Source organism: Vibrio kyushuensis (assembly GCF_050337325.1).
GTDB lineage: Bacteria > Pseudomonadota > Gammaproteobacteria > Enterobacterales > Vibrionaceae > Vibrio > Vibrio kyushuensis.
The window spans coordinates 142,639-159,602 of sequence record NZ_JAKJSV010000008.1; the positions used below are offsets into that span (position 1 = coordinate 142,639).

Sequence of the window (16,964 nt, forward strand, 5' to 3'; positions counted from 1 at the left end):
ATGTGAAACTTCCATAGTTATACTGGTTAATCGTGGTCGTTAGCCTCTATAATGTCGGGGTCTAAAGTTAAAAGGTAATAAAATGAAAATTTGTGGTGTTGAGATCAAAGGTAATGACGCGGTTATTTGCCTACTTTCACTGTCTGAAGGTGTATTTAATATCCCTGATGTACGTGTATCTAAAGTGTCTATTGCCAACGGCAGCGATACTCAACAGATGAGAGATTTCCAGTTCTCTTTCGCAAAACTAATGGAAGACTACCAAGTCGATAAAGTAGTTATTCGCAAACGCCAAACCAAAGGTAAGTTTGCAGGTGGCGGTTACGGGTTTAAACTTGAAGCGGCAATCCAACTTATCCAAGACTTGGATGTGGAAGTTGTCGAGCCAACTGAAATTAAAGAGAAACTGAAGCGTAACCCTCTACCAGTTAAGTTCAGCGAGACAGGCCTTAAACAGTACCAAGAAGCGCCATTCATGACCGCTTACGGATGCCTAATGGCTCATAAATATTCTTAACGAATACTAATAAGTAAGCTAGTCAACTTAAAAAGCCATACCACTCTCATAACTAGAGATGCTGTATGGCTTTTTTGTGTCTGCCGTATAGATATACATAGGTTCTGCCTATTAAAGTAATACACCTAATCCATTATTCAAACACCTGTCGCAATACTATCCTGTGCACAAATTCTATCGACCCTATGCGCCCCTATGACAACTTCTTCCAAACCGTTAAAAGCCCTTATTGTTGAAGGCGGTGCCATGCGTGGCATTTTTGCTAGCGGCGTACTTGATTCCTTCATGAAGAGTCAATTTTTACCTTATGATTTTGCTATAGGTGTTTCCGCTGGTGCAACGAACCTCATTGGATACCTTGGCCATTCACCTAAACGAAGTCTAAATGTAATCACCAAACTCGCTACAGACAAAAGATTTTATAGCCCGCTTCGTTTTGCTAAGGGTGGAAATCTAGTTGATGTTCGTTGGCTTTGGGAACAATCAAATAAAGACTACCCACTAGATTGGGAACAGCTTTTCTCTTCAATTCCGCTCTACGCAGCAGTGACCAATATCGACACAGGCGATGCCGATTATTATCACGTTCAGCCAAGTAATTTAGGTCAAGTCGTCGAGGCTACAACTGCTCTGCCTGTCGCGTATAAAGAAACACCCTGCTTTTCAGGGCGCTGCTATACCGATGGTGGTGTATCTGACTCTATTCCCGTTCAAGAGGCTTATCGCCGTGGAGCAAAAGAGATAACAGTGATCCTGTCACACCCTTTGAGCTACCAAATGAGTCCTGTAAAATACCCATGGATGATGAAGAAGTTATTATCGAAATACCCAAGTATTGCCAACGCCATGCTGCAGCGTTCAAACAACTACAATCGATCGTTAGAATTTATTCGCAATCCGCCGAGTGATGTAAAAATCCGCGTGATCGCGCCCCCAGAAGAGTTCGCCATTCGACGCCTGACAATGAACCAGAAAACGCTGAATTCAGGCTATGAGATGGGAATTGAAGCTGGTAAAGCACACCTTGCAAGCCAAAAAGGTGTCCATGGCTTAGATGAAGAAAATTGTCACTTCTGTTTTTAGTTTATTGAGATGGGGTAAAAACTCATTGATCACGATAAGAGCAGATATTAAAGCCAGTTTATTGAAATCAAAAAACTGGCTCAGTTTATAGGGTTATGACACACACCTTAAACAAATCTATTTAAAGAGACGGGTACAAGGGAATAGTGCCACCAATTTCTTGACGATCTATCGGATTTTCAGTTATCTCACCAGTTAGCTGATCCAGAAACAGTTCTGCTGAATCGCCAAAGAAACTAGTAGCGATGATCTTTAAACCGTTCACATATTTACGAATCTCAAAATTGTCATAAGCATCGAACTCTGGGCGAGACAAAATATTTTCATCTACATGCTCACCAGTCTTTAAATCTAGGTAAGTGAGCTCTCTGTCTTCCAGATTACCTTTCGAAAGATAAAGATGGTAAGTATCACCAATCATAGATTCATAGGTTGTATAGCTCCAAATACTAAAGGTTTCTTCGACTTCAATATGGTGCTGATCTAGCTGGGATCTTGCAACTCTAAAATATGATTGATAGGTAGATTCATTAGAGTCTTCCGCATAAAATGAACCAGAAAAATGTACGTAATCATCATCAACATATGAATAGTACTCTCTCCCTTCAAGAACATTTAATGTGCCTGAATTACCATTTAGATAAAATTTGCTCACTATAAACGGATTCTCCTCCTTAGTATTAAGGACAACATTTCCATATTCATCACCAAAACTTCTATGGTTAGTAATTACATATTCTCCGGCCTCAACAGCTCGATCATTTATGGAATAACGCGGTAATGGTGAATAATAGTTTCTATCAAAACCAATACCACCACTACTGGCATTACGGTGAGCAGGATGTGTCCATGAGTCATCTCGATTTTGTGATAGATAAAACTCAGTACCATCATAAGACCATGCTGCTGCTACATCTGCGCCATAGACTTCTGTAGGAAACTGATAAATAGTAGTGACTGCTGCGTTATTGTCCCAATAACCTAACGTAGGCAGGTCCAAATCTGAATCCCAAGAACGTTCATGCTGGTACATGATTTGCAGCCCCTTACCATCACCAGTTACGTTTAGGTTAGTTATTCTTGGATCAGTATATCCCTTATCAAAGTTATCAGAATATATTAGGCACTCTGCAAGACCATTCGAATCATCAATTGGCAGCGCAATAAGAAAGCACTGCTCGATTTCTTTTCCTGAAACATCCGCTAGCTGACTAAAATCACCTTCAAGAATAAGATGTTCTTTCATCGAGTGGACTTCATAAATGAAGCAATTATTGGCATTAGAACTCGACAATACTTTTTCAGTAATAAATTCAGTGTTATCAGGATCTGAATCTGGGTGCTCCACTTCAACTTCAACAACTTTAACCAACGCAGAGCAAGAGCCATTTGTCATGGTTCTAGATGCTATACCGCCATAGTCATTCACTTCACCATATGTGCTCCCCTCAGTGGTGAATGCAAATCCAGCAGCACCTTTGGTATTCGACTTAAGGGGCTTATATGTTGTGTTATCCCAATCGTAATCACTATCATCATCCGAACCACCACAGCCTGCCAAAATCACCAAAAGCGATGTCGCTATCAAACCCTTATTAAAATGCACTACAAATCCTCTTTGTATAAAGCAATAAGCGCTAGGGAGAACCTAGTTAACTCATTAAAAATTAGGGTTTTATTTTCGTTACACTGGTTCCATATTCCAATAATTTAATTGTTATAAGTTGTTTTTACATTAACACCAGTTATTTTACCAACACGAATCCATACACACTGAGCATGAATATCTATGTTCACATATGAATTGATGAGCATTGGTAATATATTTGAATGAATATCAGCCCAGAATTAATGTGCACTATAAAAATTCATATAATCAGATTTAATAAAAAAGCCAGCTTGCTGATTTCAACAAACTGACTTTTATGTCTTTAGGTAAACTAGGGAATGTAATTAAATCGGAACCACATAATTTCAGCCACAGCCTTCTTCACCCAGTACTAGCCGATTGAAGAGAGCTACCCATGCTCATATAACGTGAGACAACTTAAGCCACCTTAAATTGTTTTAAGATTTCACTGATATGAGCCGCCTTTTTCTGAGTCGACTCACACAGTCTAGCCGTTTCATTAGCACCTTGCGATGTCTCTTGACCAATTCCACTGATACTACTAATACTGGAATTGATTTCACTCGCAGCCGCGCCTTGTTGTTCTGTTGCTGATGCAATGAGATTGTTCATATCGGTAATTTGAGAAATCGTTTTGGCGACTTCTTCAATCGCTTCCCCGCCTTTTTCTGCTTGAACAACACCAGAAGCAGCATGTTCTTGTGCCATGTTCATCATTTCCACGGTATTACGAACTTCTTTACGCAATCCTTCAATCATATTATCGATTTCACCCGCAGATTCTTGAGTGCGTGACGCCAAGCTTCGAACCTCATCGGCTACTACCGCAAAACCTCTCCCTTGCTCCCCAGCTCGCGCCGCTTCGATAGCCGCATTGAGAGCAAGAAGGTTGGTTTGCTCGGCTATCCCTTTAATCACATCAAGTACGGATACTATGGTTTCTGTCTCTGCTTCTAAGCTATGTACCGCTTGGCTTGATTTGTTGATTTGATCAGCAAGTGTGTTTATATGATTGATTGTATTTCCAATAATCCCCTTACTGCTCTTGGACTGCTGTTCTGCCTGCATTGTCGCCGTTGATGCAGAATTGGCATTTTGGGCAACTTCTTGAATAGTAATGCTCATCTCATTAATGGCGAGGCCAACTTGTTCGGTATTCTCTTGTTGACCATTCACCCCTTCACTTGTTTGCAAGCTAATCGCGGCCATATTCTCAGAGTAACCCACCAACTCTCTGTTGACCGACGTTAAGTCCTCAACCGTATTGCGAATTTTCCCGACAAATAAGTTAAAATTAGTCGCCAGTTGAGCAAGCTCTCCTTGCCCATTAACGGGGAGTTGTTTGGTTAAGTCGCCTTCTCCCTCGGCTATGTCAGACAGTTGCGTAATAACAGCGGTTATTGGCTTGATGATCGCTCTGGTAATGATGACTGCTGCGATAACACCGATGATTAGCCCAATTGATCCTACTGAGAGGATCGTCCAAGAAGTCGCTTGATTGGTTTTAGCTAACATAGGACCAAGGCTAGACTGCTCATTCTGTACTGACTTATTAAATGCTTCAGCTTTGGCCATTAATTGCGGGCTTATCTCACTAACTGAACCATTAATGGCAGAATCCCAGTTATGGACCGTACTAACAAGCTGTTCAGTCATTGCAACATATTGGCGAGCTGCCTTTCGGGCTTGTACCAACACTTTACGTTGCTGTGGATCTCGCACCAAACCGACCAGCACCTGCAAGACTTTTCCAAACTCCTGAAACTCCTGACGAGTTGACTCTACCGCCGCTTCGTCACGGGTGCTTAAGAATTTAACGATGCCTAATCGACCTGCTTGAACATGTGAAAGTGCCTTTTGCCCATAATAGATCGCCGAAATATTATTACTTTTAAATGCATTATCAATAAGCCCAGTTAGCGAGCTGCGAAGATCCTCACCAAGCGTAGTCAGCGTTGCAGCCTCTGATTCTCTCTTCTTTTGAAGTGCTTCAATTTCAGAAAATGCACCAATGTAACTATCATGTAGCTCCCTAGCGTCTGCCATGATTGAAATTCGTTCAGGATCCTCGATTTCACCGCTGGTTGTGTCAAGTTTGCCTTTTAGCTCACTAGCCGCTTCCTGATAGATGGTCAGCGCCTTTTTATCTCCAGAAATAATATACTTGTTGGCCAGCAAGCTCTCTTCCAAAAGCTGAGCACGCAAATTGGACGCATAGTTAGCATCATCAGCCAGCTCTTGGTAGGAAACAAAACCAAGGGAAGCATTTTCAACGGATAAGTACCCCTTAACAGTAATCACCGAGATTATTACAAGCAGTAATCCAAACCCACTTATTATTAATTTTCTAACCGACATACTTTATTCCTTAAAGTAGAAGAGTCTTGAAGTAGAAATCGTTATCGCTATTCCTTAGCTACTTGTATTCTTACTACCCGTAACCATAGCTACTCGTAAACGTATCTACCTGAAAACATAATGATTGCTTTCTATTTACGAAGCTAAGGCCCTTTAGATAAAGGGCCTCTATGCCGTTATAGATTGTCCATTCGAACGGAGTAGTCTTTAGGACCAAAGAGCTTCTCATAAGAGTAATCAGTGATATTCGACTTGCTGAGTACTGGAATGAGTGGTCCGGCTCTAAATGGGAAGTCTGTACCTGGCTTTTCATCTTTAAGTAGGCGAATCATCATCCCCATGGCGATACGAGCTTGATCAACGGTCATGTCAGCAGGCGCCGCTGCAATTGTGCCGTTTGTAATGCCCTTATAGAGTGCTGGAGTGATATAAGTTCCGATGACTTTCGACTTTTGACCTGACTTAGAAATGATAGCCGGAGCAAGCTCTGCTGCAACGGCATTCCCAATGACGTAATCTACGTCAGGGTGGGCTGCTAACGCATTGGCAAGTAAATCACCTTGCGCTTTCGCTGAAGTATCACCCCATTCAACAGCCACGACATTTAACTCTCCGGGAAAGAAATCCGTTGCGGATTGGAAACCCGTGAAGGAATCATCAGCCCAGCCTGAGTTTTTTGGCCCGGGTAGGAATATGACGTTTACCTTATTTTTGCCTGCTTCTTCAGCGTCATTAGCGACATACTCACCCGCTAAGTAGCCCATATCATAAAAACTGACTATGGACTTTGCTGATATGCTCTGTGCTTCAATATCATTAATCACTTCAATAACAGGAATACCCTGAGTATCGATTTGCTGAACTAATTCATTATTTCCGCTATAGCTGATCGAACCCAGTATGATGCCATCAACGCCCAGTTCAACTAGCTCATTGAGCTGTTGCTGCTGAGTATTTAAGTAGGAATAGCCGCCCGCCTCTTTTACAACAAATTCGACATTAAGCCGTTCAGCTTCACTGGTAAGCCCGTAGTTTACGGCGTGCCAATAAGAGTCCTGAACATGTGGAATACTGATACCGATACGAAGCTTCTTATCTGGAACAGCGGGCAGGGCCCACGTTTCCATGATGGGCCCTCGTAGGCTAAGGGACTGCTGACCCGGGCTTTTCTGAGTTACATCGTAGTTGCCATAATAGCTCCCTACAGAAACTTCCTCGGCAAGGCTACTTTGTGTGGTAAATAAGCCAAATGTAATAGCAGCACACAGAGTGCTATTTACTATTCTTTTATGTGATTGTTTTCTATTTAACATGTTTCTCTCCTAGCATAGAGACTAATGATTGTTTGTTATACAACTGATTATTCAGTGAATTATTGTTAATCATCATTAGAATGTTTATTGGGGTTTTTGGGGTAATGATAAGTGCTCCCATCAGGTAGTGTTGCTTTCATTTTGGTTAGAGCAGAATAGAGCTCTGGGCGACGATCCTTGATGTAATCACTCTCACCATAGGGGTGGGTTGGCAGGTAGTTACCCGGCACACAATCAGCAATTAAAAGTGTGGGCATGTTGTTGGCGTGAGCAAGTAGTTCACCATAAGGGTCTGCAATCGCACTGTTACCTAAATAGACACCTGACAAGCTGCCATCAGATCGGAACTGGCGCATTGCGTGGTTAGCGTAAACGGTGAACATCTTATTGCTGTACGCGTTACAAGGAATAGCGGTTTTTGAAATATCTGGATAGATCCAAGAGCTAGCAAAAACACCGTCCTTATCAACCGTCCCCACATCGGCAGCCGTTGGTGCAATGACTACCTGAGTCCCTTTCAGTGCGTAAACTCGGTATACCTCTGGGAACTCAGCCTCATAACAGTTGATCAGACCGACATTAATTCCGTTTACCTTGAAAGGGCGGTATGCCTTTTTAGGGTCGTCCACATAGGGGTATTTCCAATTGGCTTTTTCTTCCACTCCCCATAGGTGACACTTACGATAGTTACGAAGGATCTCTCCCCCTTTGTCTAACATCAAGATGGTATCGAAATGCTCTCCCGTGTCAGGGTCTAGTTCTGCATAAGGGCAAACGATAGCGATCTCGTTTTTCATCGCGATGGAACCCACAAGGTCCTGTACTTGAGAGGCCGTTCGAACAACCTTATCGATGTCGTCAGGTAGAATGTTATAGCCACAAAGAAAAAGCTCTGGCAGTACCATTATCTGAGCCTGATAACTGGCCGCTTTTTCCGCCCACTCTTTTAAACACTTAAGGTTGTAATCAATGGCTTTTTGGTCTCCCGCTAACCCCTCTCCCTGATAGACTGCAATACGCAGCCCCTCACCGGATCTAGGAGGCTCAGTACCAGTTAGGCTCATTTTCACCATTGGGTAACGACAGTCCTTGATGGTTTCACCTTTGGAACACATGTTGCCATGGCAATTTATTTGATCTTTCTTGATTCCCATTCCATGCCTCCTTAGATTCTTGATGCTGTATAAACAGTACGTTTTTGAATACGTAGGATCTGAATCGATTTACGATCAAGCTTTTCTAGCTCATCAACAACCATTGTCATGTGGGTAGCCATAGACTCAATTTGCTCTGAGGTAATCACCTGTCGCACTACGATTCGAAACACATAGGAACCATCGGCATTTTCTGGGTCGGTAGTCGGCAGCTTATAGCAAGCGATGATCCAGCCATACTCGCGCATTTCATCAGCGAAATCAGACATGTTCCAAGCATACCCACCCTTACGCTCGTCTCGTTTAAAGACCACAATCGGGTAGTGAAGGTTGTCACTAATAGGAGTGAAAATTTTATTAAGAGTTGGGTTATCAGATATGCATTTAATGAGGTGGTCGGTATTGTCCATGCAGTTATTCAATACAGCTTGGTACCCTTGACGCCCCCAGCTCAAGAAGTTGTAATATTGGCTGATAATGACGCCCGAACCTCTAGAGAAGTTCACCGTGTAATCGACGAAACTGCCACCAAGGTAAGTAATGTCATAGATAAGATCCTTATCAACAACATCTTTATTACGAAATATCACTGACCCCATTCCAGGGTATACCATCCCAAACTTATGGTTAGAGACGTTAATAGAGCGTACCCGTTTGGTGCCCTGGAAATTGATTACCTCTTTCTTGTGCTCCCTTTCTTCTTTTCGCATCTTTTTTTCAGCGCGTTTGTTCGTAAATGGAAGCATAAAGGCGCCGCTTGCACCGTCAATATGAATTGGGATATCAACTTTAGTCTCGTGTGAGAAACGGTTGCAATAATCGTCTACCACTTTATCTATTCCTGCAGTATCGTCACCATTACCAGTAAATGTCGATCCCGCAATAGAGCCAACCGCCATCACAAGCTCACCTACCGTTCTCTTATCTAAGGTTGGAAGGTACTCATCAGGGTACTCACAAAGTTTGATGATATCCTTTCTATAGGGGCTGTCTTCTATCGGACAATTGAGAACCTCAGCGACATCGCCACCCGTCAAGGTGTATTTATCTGCGCCCATTGAGACGTATAAAGCACCGACATCGTAATAACGACAATATTTATCCCAACAACTGTGTACGTGAGTACTCATCAGTAAAAATGGGCGATCCAACGGATGACGGTTTTTATTACCTTGTGTAGCTATTTTTCCATCTTCATCTTTAATGCCTTTATTACAGTTTTGCCAATGTTTACGGTGTGCAATCAGCGCTAACATTATCGCTTCGGAAGAGCCAACCGTTACCGAACCGTAAAAGCCCTTACCTGTATCTGGGTCAGTATCTTCCGGGGCAAACTCGGTTCCAAGCATATCGCCCATCATTCGAACGAGTCGCTTTTCAATTAAGGAGCTTTGTGGATACTCCTCATGGTCGATGAAATTTTTATCTAGGTTTTCGTGAATAAGCTTCTCTGCGTAGTCATCCATCCAAGTGTTGACATAGGTCGCGAGATTCAGTGCAGGACTTCCATCAAGATTCAGGGAGTCTTTTATCATTCTATAAGCCGATTCTGGAGCCATTGGTTCTTTAGGTATCCTCAGTTTTGGCACACCTTGTTTAAACTCGCTGCGCCCATACAAAGGGAGCATTGCATTATCCTTAGCCATTAAACGTTCCTTATAATAATTTTATGTCCGTAATTTATTGAAAAATTAGAATTTTTAACAAAAACCTCAAACAACCATTCCTATATAAGCCATTTTAGGAAGGTCGCTGTCGATAAGTGATTTTTAGATAATCGGTTTCTTTGTGCTTGCAGGGATGAAGCCCATCTTTATAGATACTAGTTACAACACTCATCACCAAATGCATGCAACTTAATTAATAGCATCAATGGGCATATATTCCAGAATATGATGTGAATTTTTTAATTTCACTAAGTGATAGTTTGATGACTAGTCGATATAACGATTTACAATAAACTCGGCTTTTTGCCAACCAGCAGAGAATCAGCGCAATGGAAAACGTTCATGATTAAACCTCTTTCCCAATCCATAAATAAAAATGATATTGATTATCATTACAATATAAAATAGTATTCAATCCACGACTTTTCCATGGATATTGGCTATGAACAAAGGACTCTTGTTTAAAACACTTTTTTCTATCACTGTACTTTTTTACGCTCAGGTTGCCACTGCTGCTCAGCGTACTGTCACCGATGAACACGGTACGTTTTCAATCTCGGGTACACCGGAAAGAATTGTAGTGCTGGAATATTCGTTTGTTGATGCGTTAGCGGCGGTGAATATTTCCCCAGTCGGCATTGCTGATGACAAGAAAATAGAACGTGTGATCCCTGCTGTACGTGAGGTGATCAAGCCTTGGACTTCTGTGGGTGTACGCTCTCAGCCTAGCTTGGAAGTGATCGCAGAGCTTAAGCCTGATTTGATCATCGCAGATGCAGAGCGACATACGGCTGTGTATGAAGACCTGACTCGTATTGCACCAACTTTGCTGCTCAAAAGCCGTGGTGAAACCTATCAAGAGAATTTAGAAGCAGCTGCCATTGTCGGCATTGTGGTTAATAAAGAGCAGCAGATGCAGACTCGTATTGCTCAGCATAAAGCCACAATGGAGGCATACAAGCAGCGCTTCGCCAACCAAGAGACTATTCAATTTGCAGTCATCACAGAGAAAGGAATGTGGATGCATGGACCTGCTTCGTACGCAGGTGGTGTCATCACAGAACTTGGCCTCAATAGCCCCATTCCAAATCAAACCGAAAAAGCGTATCTCCCAACCAGTTTTGAGCAGCTGTTAAAAGCCAATCCTGATTGGCTACTGCTTGGCCCATACTCTGAGCAAACCGTGGTCGACGATTGGCAAAATAACCCGTTATACAAAATGCTCTCAGTGAGTCAAAAAGAGCAAGCGGTTAAGGTCTCTCCTGAGCTATGGTCATTGAATCGCGGCATGTTAGCAGCAGAAGGGATTGCGGAAAATCTTGAGGAAATCTTAACAAATTAATCATGAATAGAGTTTCTTCTTACTTTATTGCGATAGCCGGCATCTTGTTTGCCGGCTTTTGCTTTTCCATGCTCAGCTGGTCTAGTTTCACCTTATCAAAGCAGCACCTTTGGGGTTACTTATTTGCTTTTGATGCCTCAAGCATGGAGCAGCAAATTATCGCGACTCTGAGAGCGCCAAGGGTTTACGCCAGCATGTTGATTGGTGCAAACCTTGCAGTGGCTGGTGTATTAATGCAAGGCATGACACGCAACCCCCTCGCCTCACCTTCTGTTCTTGGCATTAATGCCGGGGCAGCTTGTGGCATGGCAATGGCCAGTGTTGGTTTACTGTCACTCAATACGCTACCTGGTGTGGTGGTGGCGACCTCTGGGGGCGTGCTGAGCGGTGCGCTGGTTATGTTACTGGGTGGGTTCTTTTCTGCTCGGCCACACCCACTTAAACTTGTCTTGGCTGGTGTTGCGGTCAATGCACTGCTCATTGGGCTAACGCGAGCTTCGGTGATCTTAGCTGATGATAAGGCTTACAGCGTGATCTATTGGCTCTCTGGTACGGTGTCGAATGTCGATTGGTCTCAGTGGCATCAGCTCTGGCCCGCCAGTGCGGTTGGATTAGTATTAGCCATCTTAATCAGCCGAAACTTAAATCTATTGGCGTTAGGAGATGACGTGGCTACTGGGCTGGGGCTTAACGTAGGCTTAACCCGTATTGCAGCCTGCATTGCCATAGTTCTTCTGACTGGTGTGAGCGTTTCCGTAGCAGGACCGATTGGATTTGTTGGGCTTATTGTGCCGCACGTAGCTCGTCAATTAGTGGGTAACAATACCCTAGTATTGATTCCAGCAAGCGCGCTTTGTGGTGCCTTGCTTTTAGTCTGGGCCGACGGCTTATCGCGAGGCATCGCATTTCCATCAGAGACTTCAGTGGGCGTGATCACCGCGTTAATTGGCACCCCTTGCTTTATTCTATTAGCTGTTCGGAGCCGCTTATGAGTCAGTACAAAACGTTGACTGCCTTGGCTCTAGTTACTTTTCTGATAGGGTTTTCGAGTCTCTTTGTCGGCGCAGTGGATCTCTCCATCAATGAGGTGTTTAGTGCGCTGACGTCAATGAGCGAACAAGACTTCATCATTAATCAATATCGGCTACCTCGATTTATTCTGGCGATTGGTGTTGGCGCTGGGCTGGGTCTTTCCGGGGCTCTAGTACAGGGGATTATTCGTAACCCGCTTGCATCACCTGATCTCATGGGCATTAGTGCTGGTGCAGGGTTAGCAGCGACCGCGCTGTTGGTCTATTGGCCAAGTGCCCCTTTAATTTGGTTGCCTATATCCGCCCTAACTGGCGGCGTTGCGGCAGCACTCATGATTTTAGCACTCGCTTACCTTTCTAATCCGACCCCTGCTAGGCTTGCGCTTATTGGTATTGCCATCAGTGCTTTTTTAGGCAGTGGTATCGATTTTCTAATGATTGTTAACCCCATTGAGATCAACACCGCCATGATCTGGTTAACAGGCAGTTTATGGGGACGAAATTGGGAGCAAGTGCCTTTCATTTGGTGGACACTAGCTCTACTAGTTCCGCTCTCTTACTGGCTCGCTTGGCGGCTTGATATTATGGGCCTTGGTGAAGAAACCGCAGCATCGCTTGGCGTTTCTCCAAATAAAATTCAGCTCCTTGCGCTGGGTTGTGCAGTAATATTGGCCAGCGTGAGTGTCTCTGTGTGCGGCACTATCAGTTTTGTTGGCCTGCTAGCACCGCACCTTTCTCGAATGCTCTTTGGCCATAATCATAAGTTATTACTGCCCGGCGCTGCCATTATCGGTGCGCTATTGGTGCTTTCATCAGATGTACTTGCCCGGGGCATTCAGCCCCCCATTGAATTGCCCGCTGGTGTGCTTACCTCGCTGATTGGTGCACCCTATTTTATTTTTTTACTGCAACGTTATAAGGGTTGGTAATGATCACGACTCAGCAACTTTCGGTCGCCTATGGTGACAAAACCATCATTGAGAATTTATCGCTCAATATTCCAGAAGGCAAAATTACAGCCCTAATTGGCCCTAATGGTTGCGGTAAATCGACTTTGCTAAAAGCACTGTCGAGAATCAATCGTATATCAGCCGGAAATATCCTGATTCAAGGCCAATCGCTATCGGCTATTAAAGATAAATTACTCGCTCAGCGATTGTCGATGCTACCCCAAGTGGTCGTTAGTCCAGAAGGTGTAACGGTGCGTAAGTTGGTTGAATATGGCCGCTCTCCTTATATCTCTCACTGGGGAAGGCTTACCGCCAACGATAAAGAGAAAGTCGACCAAGCGATGCGTGAAACGGGGGTATTTGCACTCGCGGAGCAAAAGATAGAATCACTCTCAGGTGGTCAGCGTCAACGAGCTTGGATTGCGATGATCTTAGCTCAAGATACAGAAGTGGTGATGCTGGATGAGCCAACAACGTATCTCGACCTTTCCCATCAAATTGAACTGATGAAATTAATGCGTGATATGAACCGACAAGGTAAAACCGTGATTGTTGTTTTACATGACTTAAATCAGGCCTGTCGTTATTGTGATCATTTGGTGGTCTTAAATCAGGGGCAGTTAGTCGCTCAAGGCTCGCCAGAACAAGTCTTTACCGAGCAGCTATTGGAAAGTGTATTTTGCCTAGATGCTAAGGTTGTTCAAGATCCGATAGCAGGTTCGCCAATGTGTATTGCACGATAAGTTTATTTGCCGTACAACCACGTCTTGATATTGTTACCACGCAATTGCCAAGGGGCTTGAGTCTTGGCATTAACGCCATAACCCAAATGAGCAACTTGAATTGGAATATCTACATGGGTTGTATGGGAAAAGCCTTACAATAAGCGTCAACAACATTATCAATTTCTTCCATGTCGCCTCCTTTCCCCGTAACAGTGGTACCCGAGATTGAACCAACTGCCATCACTAATTCGCCCACGATTCTTTCCTTCAAGACGGGGAGATACCCATCTAAGTATTCACAGAGTTCTATGATCTCGGTAGGGGCTATCTTTAATAGGACAGTGTAAGACTTCTGACACATCACCATGAGTCACTGTATATTTATCAGCGCCCATTTCGATATAGAGTGGGCCTACATCATAATAACGGCAGTATTTCTCCCAACAGCCATGTACGTGAGTACTCATTGAAAAGGCAACTTAATTAATAGCATCAATAGACATATATTCCAGAAATAATCGATTTTTAATTTGTTGGGATAAGTGGCACTAGAAGTTCACTCGTTATTTTATTTGGTTGTGAGTTGAAACAGCAGAGTCTTATAGATTGCGGTAGATATCAACAATTAAGAAGTGACTAGGCTCAAGGTTGAAATTGAAGCCGAGATTAAAAATGCAGGCTACGAAAACAGAGCCAACATACTGGCAAGCAAAGGGATTGCGCTTCCGCTCTCGCGCCTTTCCACAGTGGTTCTCAGTCATGGTCTTCAACATAACCGCCAAAAGTACGATGCACATCACAAAAACTGCTACTCTTAATTCTATCAATAGAAGAAGAGACACCCTGTTATGAAAGCGATACTAACAACCTTAATTAGCCTGACTTTCCTTTTATTAACACCGTATGCGGTTGCCGAAGTGTCTCCAATGACGGTTGATGGCGCAACAACTATAGATACCGCAAAAGCAAAGTCACTATATGATGACGGTGCAATTTTCATCGATGTTCGCAGTGATAAAGATTGGGCGAATGGGCGAATTCCTGATGCGGCTCATATCGAGCTAAAGTCAGTCTTTAATGAAGAGTCCCTTTCTGATGAAGTCGGAAAAGATGAAGTGGCAGTCATATATTGTAATGGTGAAAATTGTTTGCGAAGTTCGAAAGCAAGCATGAAAGCCGTGGAGTGGGGTTTTAGTCAAATACATTACTATCGTGATGGCTTCCCTGCTTGGAAAAGCGCTGGTTATCCCGTTGAGTAATTGGGCAGAATAGCAACATGTTATTACGTTCACGAATTACCTTGCTCGTAGTGGTTCTTATCACCTTAGTGGTGATCTCATTGACCGTCGCAAACCAAGTCACTCTGGCGAATAGTAATCATCGATTTGAACAATCAACCATGCTTGGCCGCTCTGAATTATGGAAGCAAATCATTAACGGGCAAACCAAAGCGATGGAAAATGCAACTTCTACATTGATTCGCGATCGCGACACTCGTAAAGCACTACAGAGAGGTCAACTCGATAAACTTAAAGAAAGCGCATCGACTACCTACAACTTATTCAGTGCATCGGGTGTACTATCGAGGATGCAACTGACAGATACGAAAGGTGTTGTACAGTTTTCCTCGCCCGTTATCCAGAGCCGAAATAACAGTAAACAAGCGCTTGTCGACAAGGCGATTAAAGAGGGGAAACTCACTCACGGCATTGAGCGTGATGGCGATGGGAAACTGCTCAATATTGTTGTCTTTCCGCTGAGTATGCGTGGTAAAGCTATTGGTACGGGTATCTACGGTAAAGAGCTTACTCAAGCCATCGATGACTTTAAGGCAATTAACCATTCAGAAGTATTGATACAATCTCTCGATGGTAACGTCGATTACGTAACCGAGCCGTCACTATTTTCTGCTCTTTCACAACAGCTTCTTCAGTTAGAAAGCAACTCTGCTAACATTATTGAAGCGAATAACGCCTATTACTCCGTGATCAATTTGCCTATCAAAAATGACGCGGGGGTCACTATCGCACACTTCATTACTGCCAAAGATTTTACGCAAAGCTACCTTGAACAACGAAGCACCAATATTTTAGTCACCTCAATTATCATTGCCATTGTGTTTATCGCACTATTTGCAGTGTATAAGTTCATGGCTCATGAGCTCAAACCTCTTGAAAGTAGTGTTTCAAATTTAAAGGAACTGTCGGCTGGTGATCTGTCTTTATCTGTTGAAGTGACGTCAAGTAATGAAATTGGTCAATTGCAAGACGGACTAAAGATAACCATTGAGAGCTTAAGAGACATTGTTTCCCAAATCGTTTCAATGATAGAGCTCCTTGTCGCAACCAGTTCTAATATAGGCAACTCAGCAGCAACTACCCGTGACGGTGTTCATACTGAACAAGCAGAGTTAGAGCAGCTCACTACCGCCATTACTGAGTTAACCGCAACCGTAAAAGAGATTGCCACCAGCGCCAACGTGGCTGCGTCTTCCACTGAGCGCTCCAACAAAGAAGCACAAAACGGCCAGAGCTTGGTACAGCAAACCATTACCTCAATTGAATCTCTTGCCCAAGAGATTGAAGATGCCAATGATGTAGTGAAGAAAGTAGAGGACGACAGTAACGCCATAGGCACCATCATCGATACCATTAAAGGAATCGCAGAGCAGACTAACTTATTGGCTCTGAATGCCGCCATTGAAGCGGCCCGAGCAGGAGATCAAGGGCGAGGATTTGCCGTGGTCGCTGATGAAGTTCGAACGCTTGCAAGCCGAACTCAAACATCCACACAAGAAATTCAAGATATGATTGAAAGCCTTCAGTCGAAAGTCGAAAGTGCCTCTCAGGTAATGCAATCTAGCCAAGAAAAAGTAAGAACCTCTGTTGAGCTTGCGAGCCAAAGTGGTGAATCGCTACAGTCGATTACAGAGATGGCTAGTGACATTAGTAATATGATTATTCAAATTGCAACCGCAGCAGAAGAGCAAGCGGCGGTATCAGAAGAAATAAACCGTAATGCCGTTAATATCAATACCATATCGCAGCAAAGCGCAGAAGGCGCTGACACGATATTTAAAGAAACAGATCAATTAGCCGACGTAACGACTCGATTGAAAAATATTGTAGACCGATTCAAGTTCTAACTCTCAATACCCCAAAAGGCTCGCTTGCTGATATTAGCAAGCGAGCCTT

The 16,964-nt window shown here is 43.5% G+C and carries 13 protein-coding genes; 8 read left to right on the plus strand and 5 right to left on the minus strand.

Annotated elements, in window-relative coordinates:
* Positions 1-82 precede the first annotated feature (82 nt).
* Together L4D20_RS18235 and L4D20_RS18240 are read left to right on the plus strand one after the other, a co-directional pair.
* Complete coding sequence (locus L4D20_RS18235; protein WP_428803014.1) at positions 83-517, plus strand: DUF3010 family protein; 435 nt, start codon at positions 83-85, stop codon at positions 515-517.
* A gap of 195 nt (positions 518-712) precedes the next feature.
* On the plus strand, positions 713-1,600 hold the full coding sequence (locus L4D20_RS18240; RefSeq protein ID WP_428803015.1) for a patatin-like phospholipase family protein: 888 nt from the start codon (positions 713-715) through the stop codon (positions 1,598-1,600).
* A gap of 121 nt (positions 1,601-1,721) precedes the next feature.
* On the opposite strand, the gene L4D20_RS18245 is transcribed toward L4D20_RS18240, so the two are convergent.
* From L4D20_RS18245 to L4D20_RS18265, 5 genes are all read right to left on the minus strand, one after another.
* Positions 1,722-3,206, minus strand: coding sequence for a hypothetical protein (locus tag L4D20_RS18245; RefSeq protein ID WP_428803016.1), 1,485 nt, complete (start codon positions 3,204-3,206; stop codon positions 1,722-1,724).
* A gap of 441 nt (positions 3,207-3,647) precedes the next feature.
* Positions 3,648-5,588: a HAMP domain-containing methyl-accepting chemotaxis protein gene (locus tag L4D20_RS18250; protein WP_428803017.1), complete on the minus strand. Its 1,941-nt coding sequence runs from the start codon at positions 5,586-5,588 to the stop codon at positions 3,648-3,650.
* 176 nt (positions 5,589-5,764) lie between these two features.
* Complete coding sequence (gene torT, locus L4D20_RS18255) at positions 5,765-6,901, minus strand: TMAO reductase system periplasmic protein TorT (RefSeq protein ID WP_428803018.1); 1,137 nt, start codon at positions 6,899-6,901, stop codon at positions 5,765-5,767.
* Positions 6,902-6,966: 65 nt separating this feature from the next.
* Positions 6,967-8,055, minus strand: coding sequence for a nitrilase-related carbon-nitrogen hydrolase (locus L4D20_RS18260; RefSeq protein WP_428803019.1), 1,089 nt, complete (start codon positions 8,053-8,055; stop codon positions 6,967-6,969).
* A gap of 11 nt (positions 8,056-8,066) precedes the next feature.
* Positions 8,067-9,701, minus strand: a complete 1,635-nt coding sequence (locus tag L4D20_RS18265; RefSeq protein ID WP_428803020.1) for a pyridoxal-dependent decarboxylase — start codon at positions 9,699-9,701, stop codon at positions 8,067-8,069.
* Between the two features lie 463 nt (positions 9,702-10,164).
* On the opposite strand from L4D20_RS18265, the gene L4D20_RS18270 reads away from it, so the two are divergent.
* From L4D20_RS18270 to L4D20_RS18295, 6 genes are all read left to right on the plus strand, one after another.
* Positions 10,165-11,064 (plus strand): Fe(3+) dicitrate ABC transporter substrate-binding protein, encoded by a 900-nt coding sequence (locus L4D20_RS18270; RefSeq protein WP_428803021.1) that lies wholly within the window; start codon positions 10,165-10,167, stop codon positions 11,062-11,064.
* A gap of 2 nt (positions 11,065-11,066) precedes the next feature.
* Entirely contained in the window at positions 11,067-12,056 is a 990-nt protein-coding gene (locus L4D20_RS18275) for a FecCD family ABC transporter permease (RefSeq protein WP_428803022.1), read from the plus strand.
* Positions 12,053-13,024, plus strand: coding sequence for an iron chelate uptake ABC transporter family permease subunit (locus L4D20_RS18280; RefSeq protein WP_428803023.1), 972 nt, complete (start codon positions 12,053-12,055; stop codon positions 13,022-13,024). Before L4D20_RS18275 ends, L4D20_RS18280 begins: the two co-directional genes overlap by 4 nt.
* Positions 13,024-13,788 (plus strand): Fe(3+) dicitrate ABC transporter ATP-binding protein FecE, encoded by a 765-nt coding sequence (gene fecE / locus L4D20_RS18285; RefSeq protein ID WP_428803024.1) that lies wholly within the window; start codon positions 13,024-13,026, stop codon positions 13,786-13,788. The genes L4D20_RS18280 and fecE overlap by 1 nt, the downstream gene beginning before the upstream one ends.
* 830 nt (positions 13,789-14,618) lie before the next feature.
* Positions 14,619-15,029 carry a rhodanese-like domain-containing protein gene (locus L4D20_RS18290; protein ID WP_428803025.1) on the plus strand — a complete coding sequence of 137 codons (411 nt, stop codon included), beginning with the start codon at positions 14,619-14,621 and terminating at the stop codon, positions 15,027-15,029.
* A gap of 17 nt (positions 15,030-15,046) precedes the next feature.
* Positions 15,047-16,915 carry a methyl-accepting chemotaxis protein gene (locus L4D20_RS18295; protein ID WP_428803026.1) on the plus strand — a complete coding sequence of 623 codons (1,869 nt, stop codon included), beginning with the start codon at positions 15,047-15,049 and terminating at the stop codon, positions 16,913-16,915.
* The last annotated feature ends 49 nt before the right edge of the window (positions 16,916-16,964 follow it).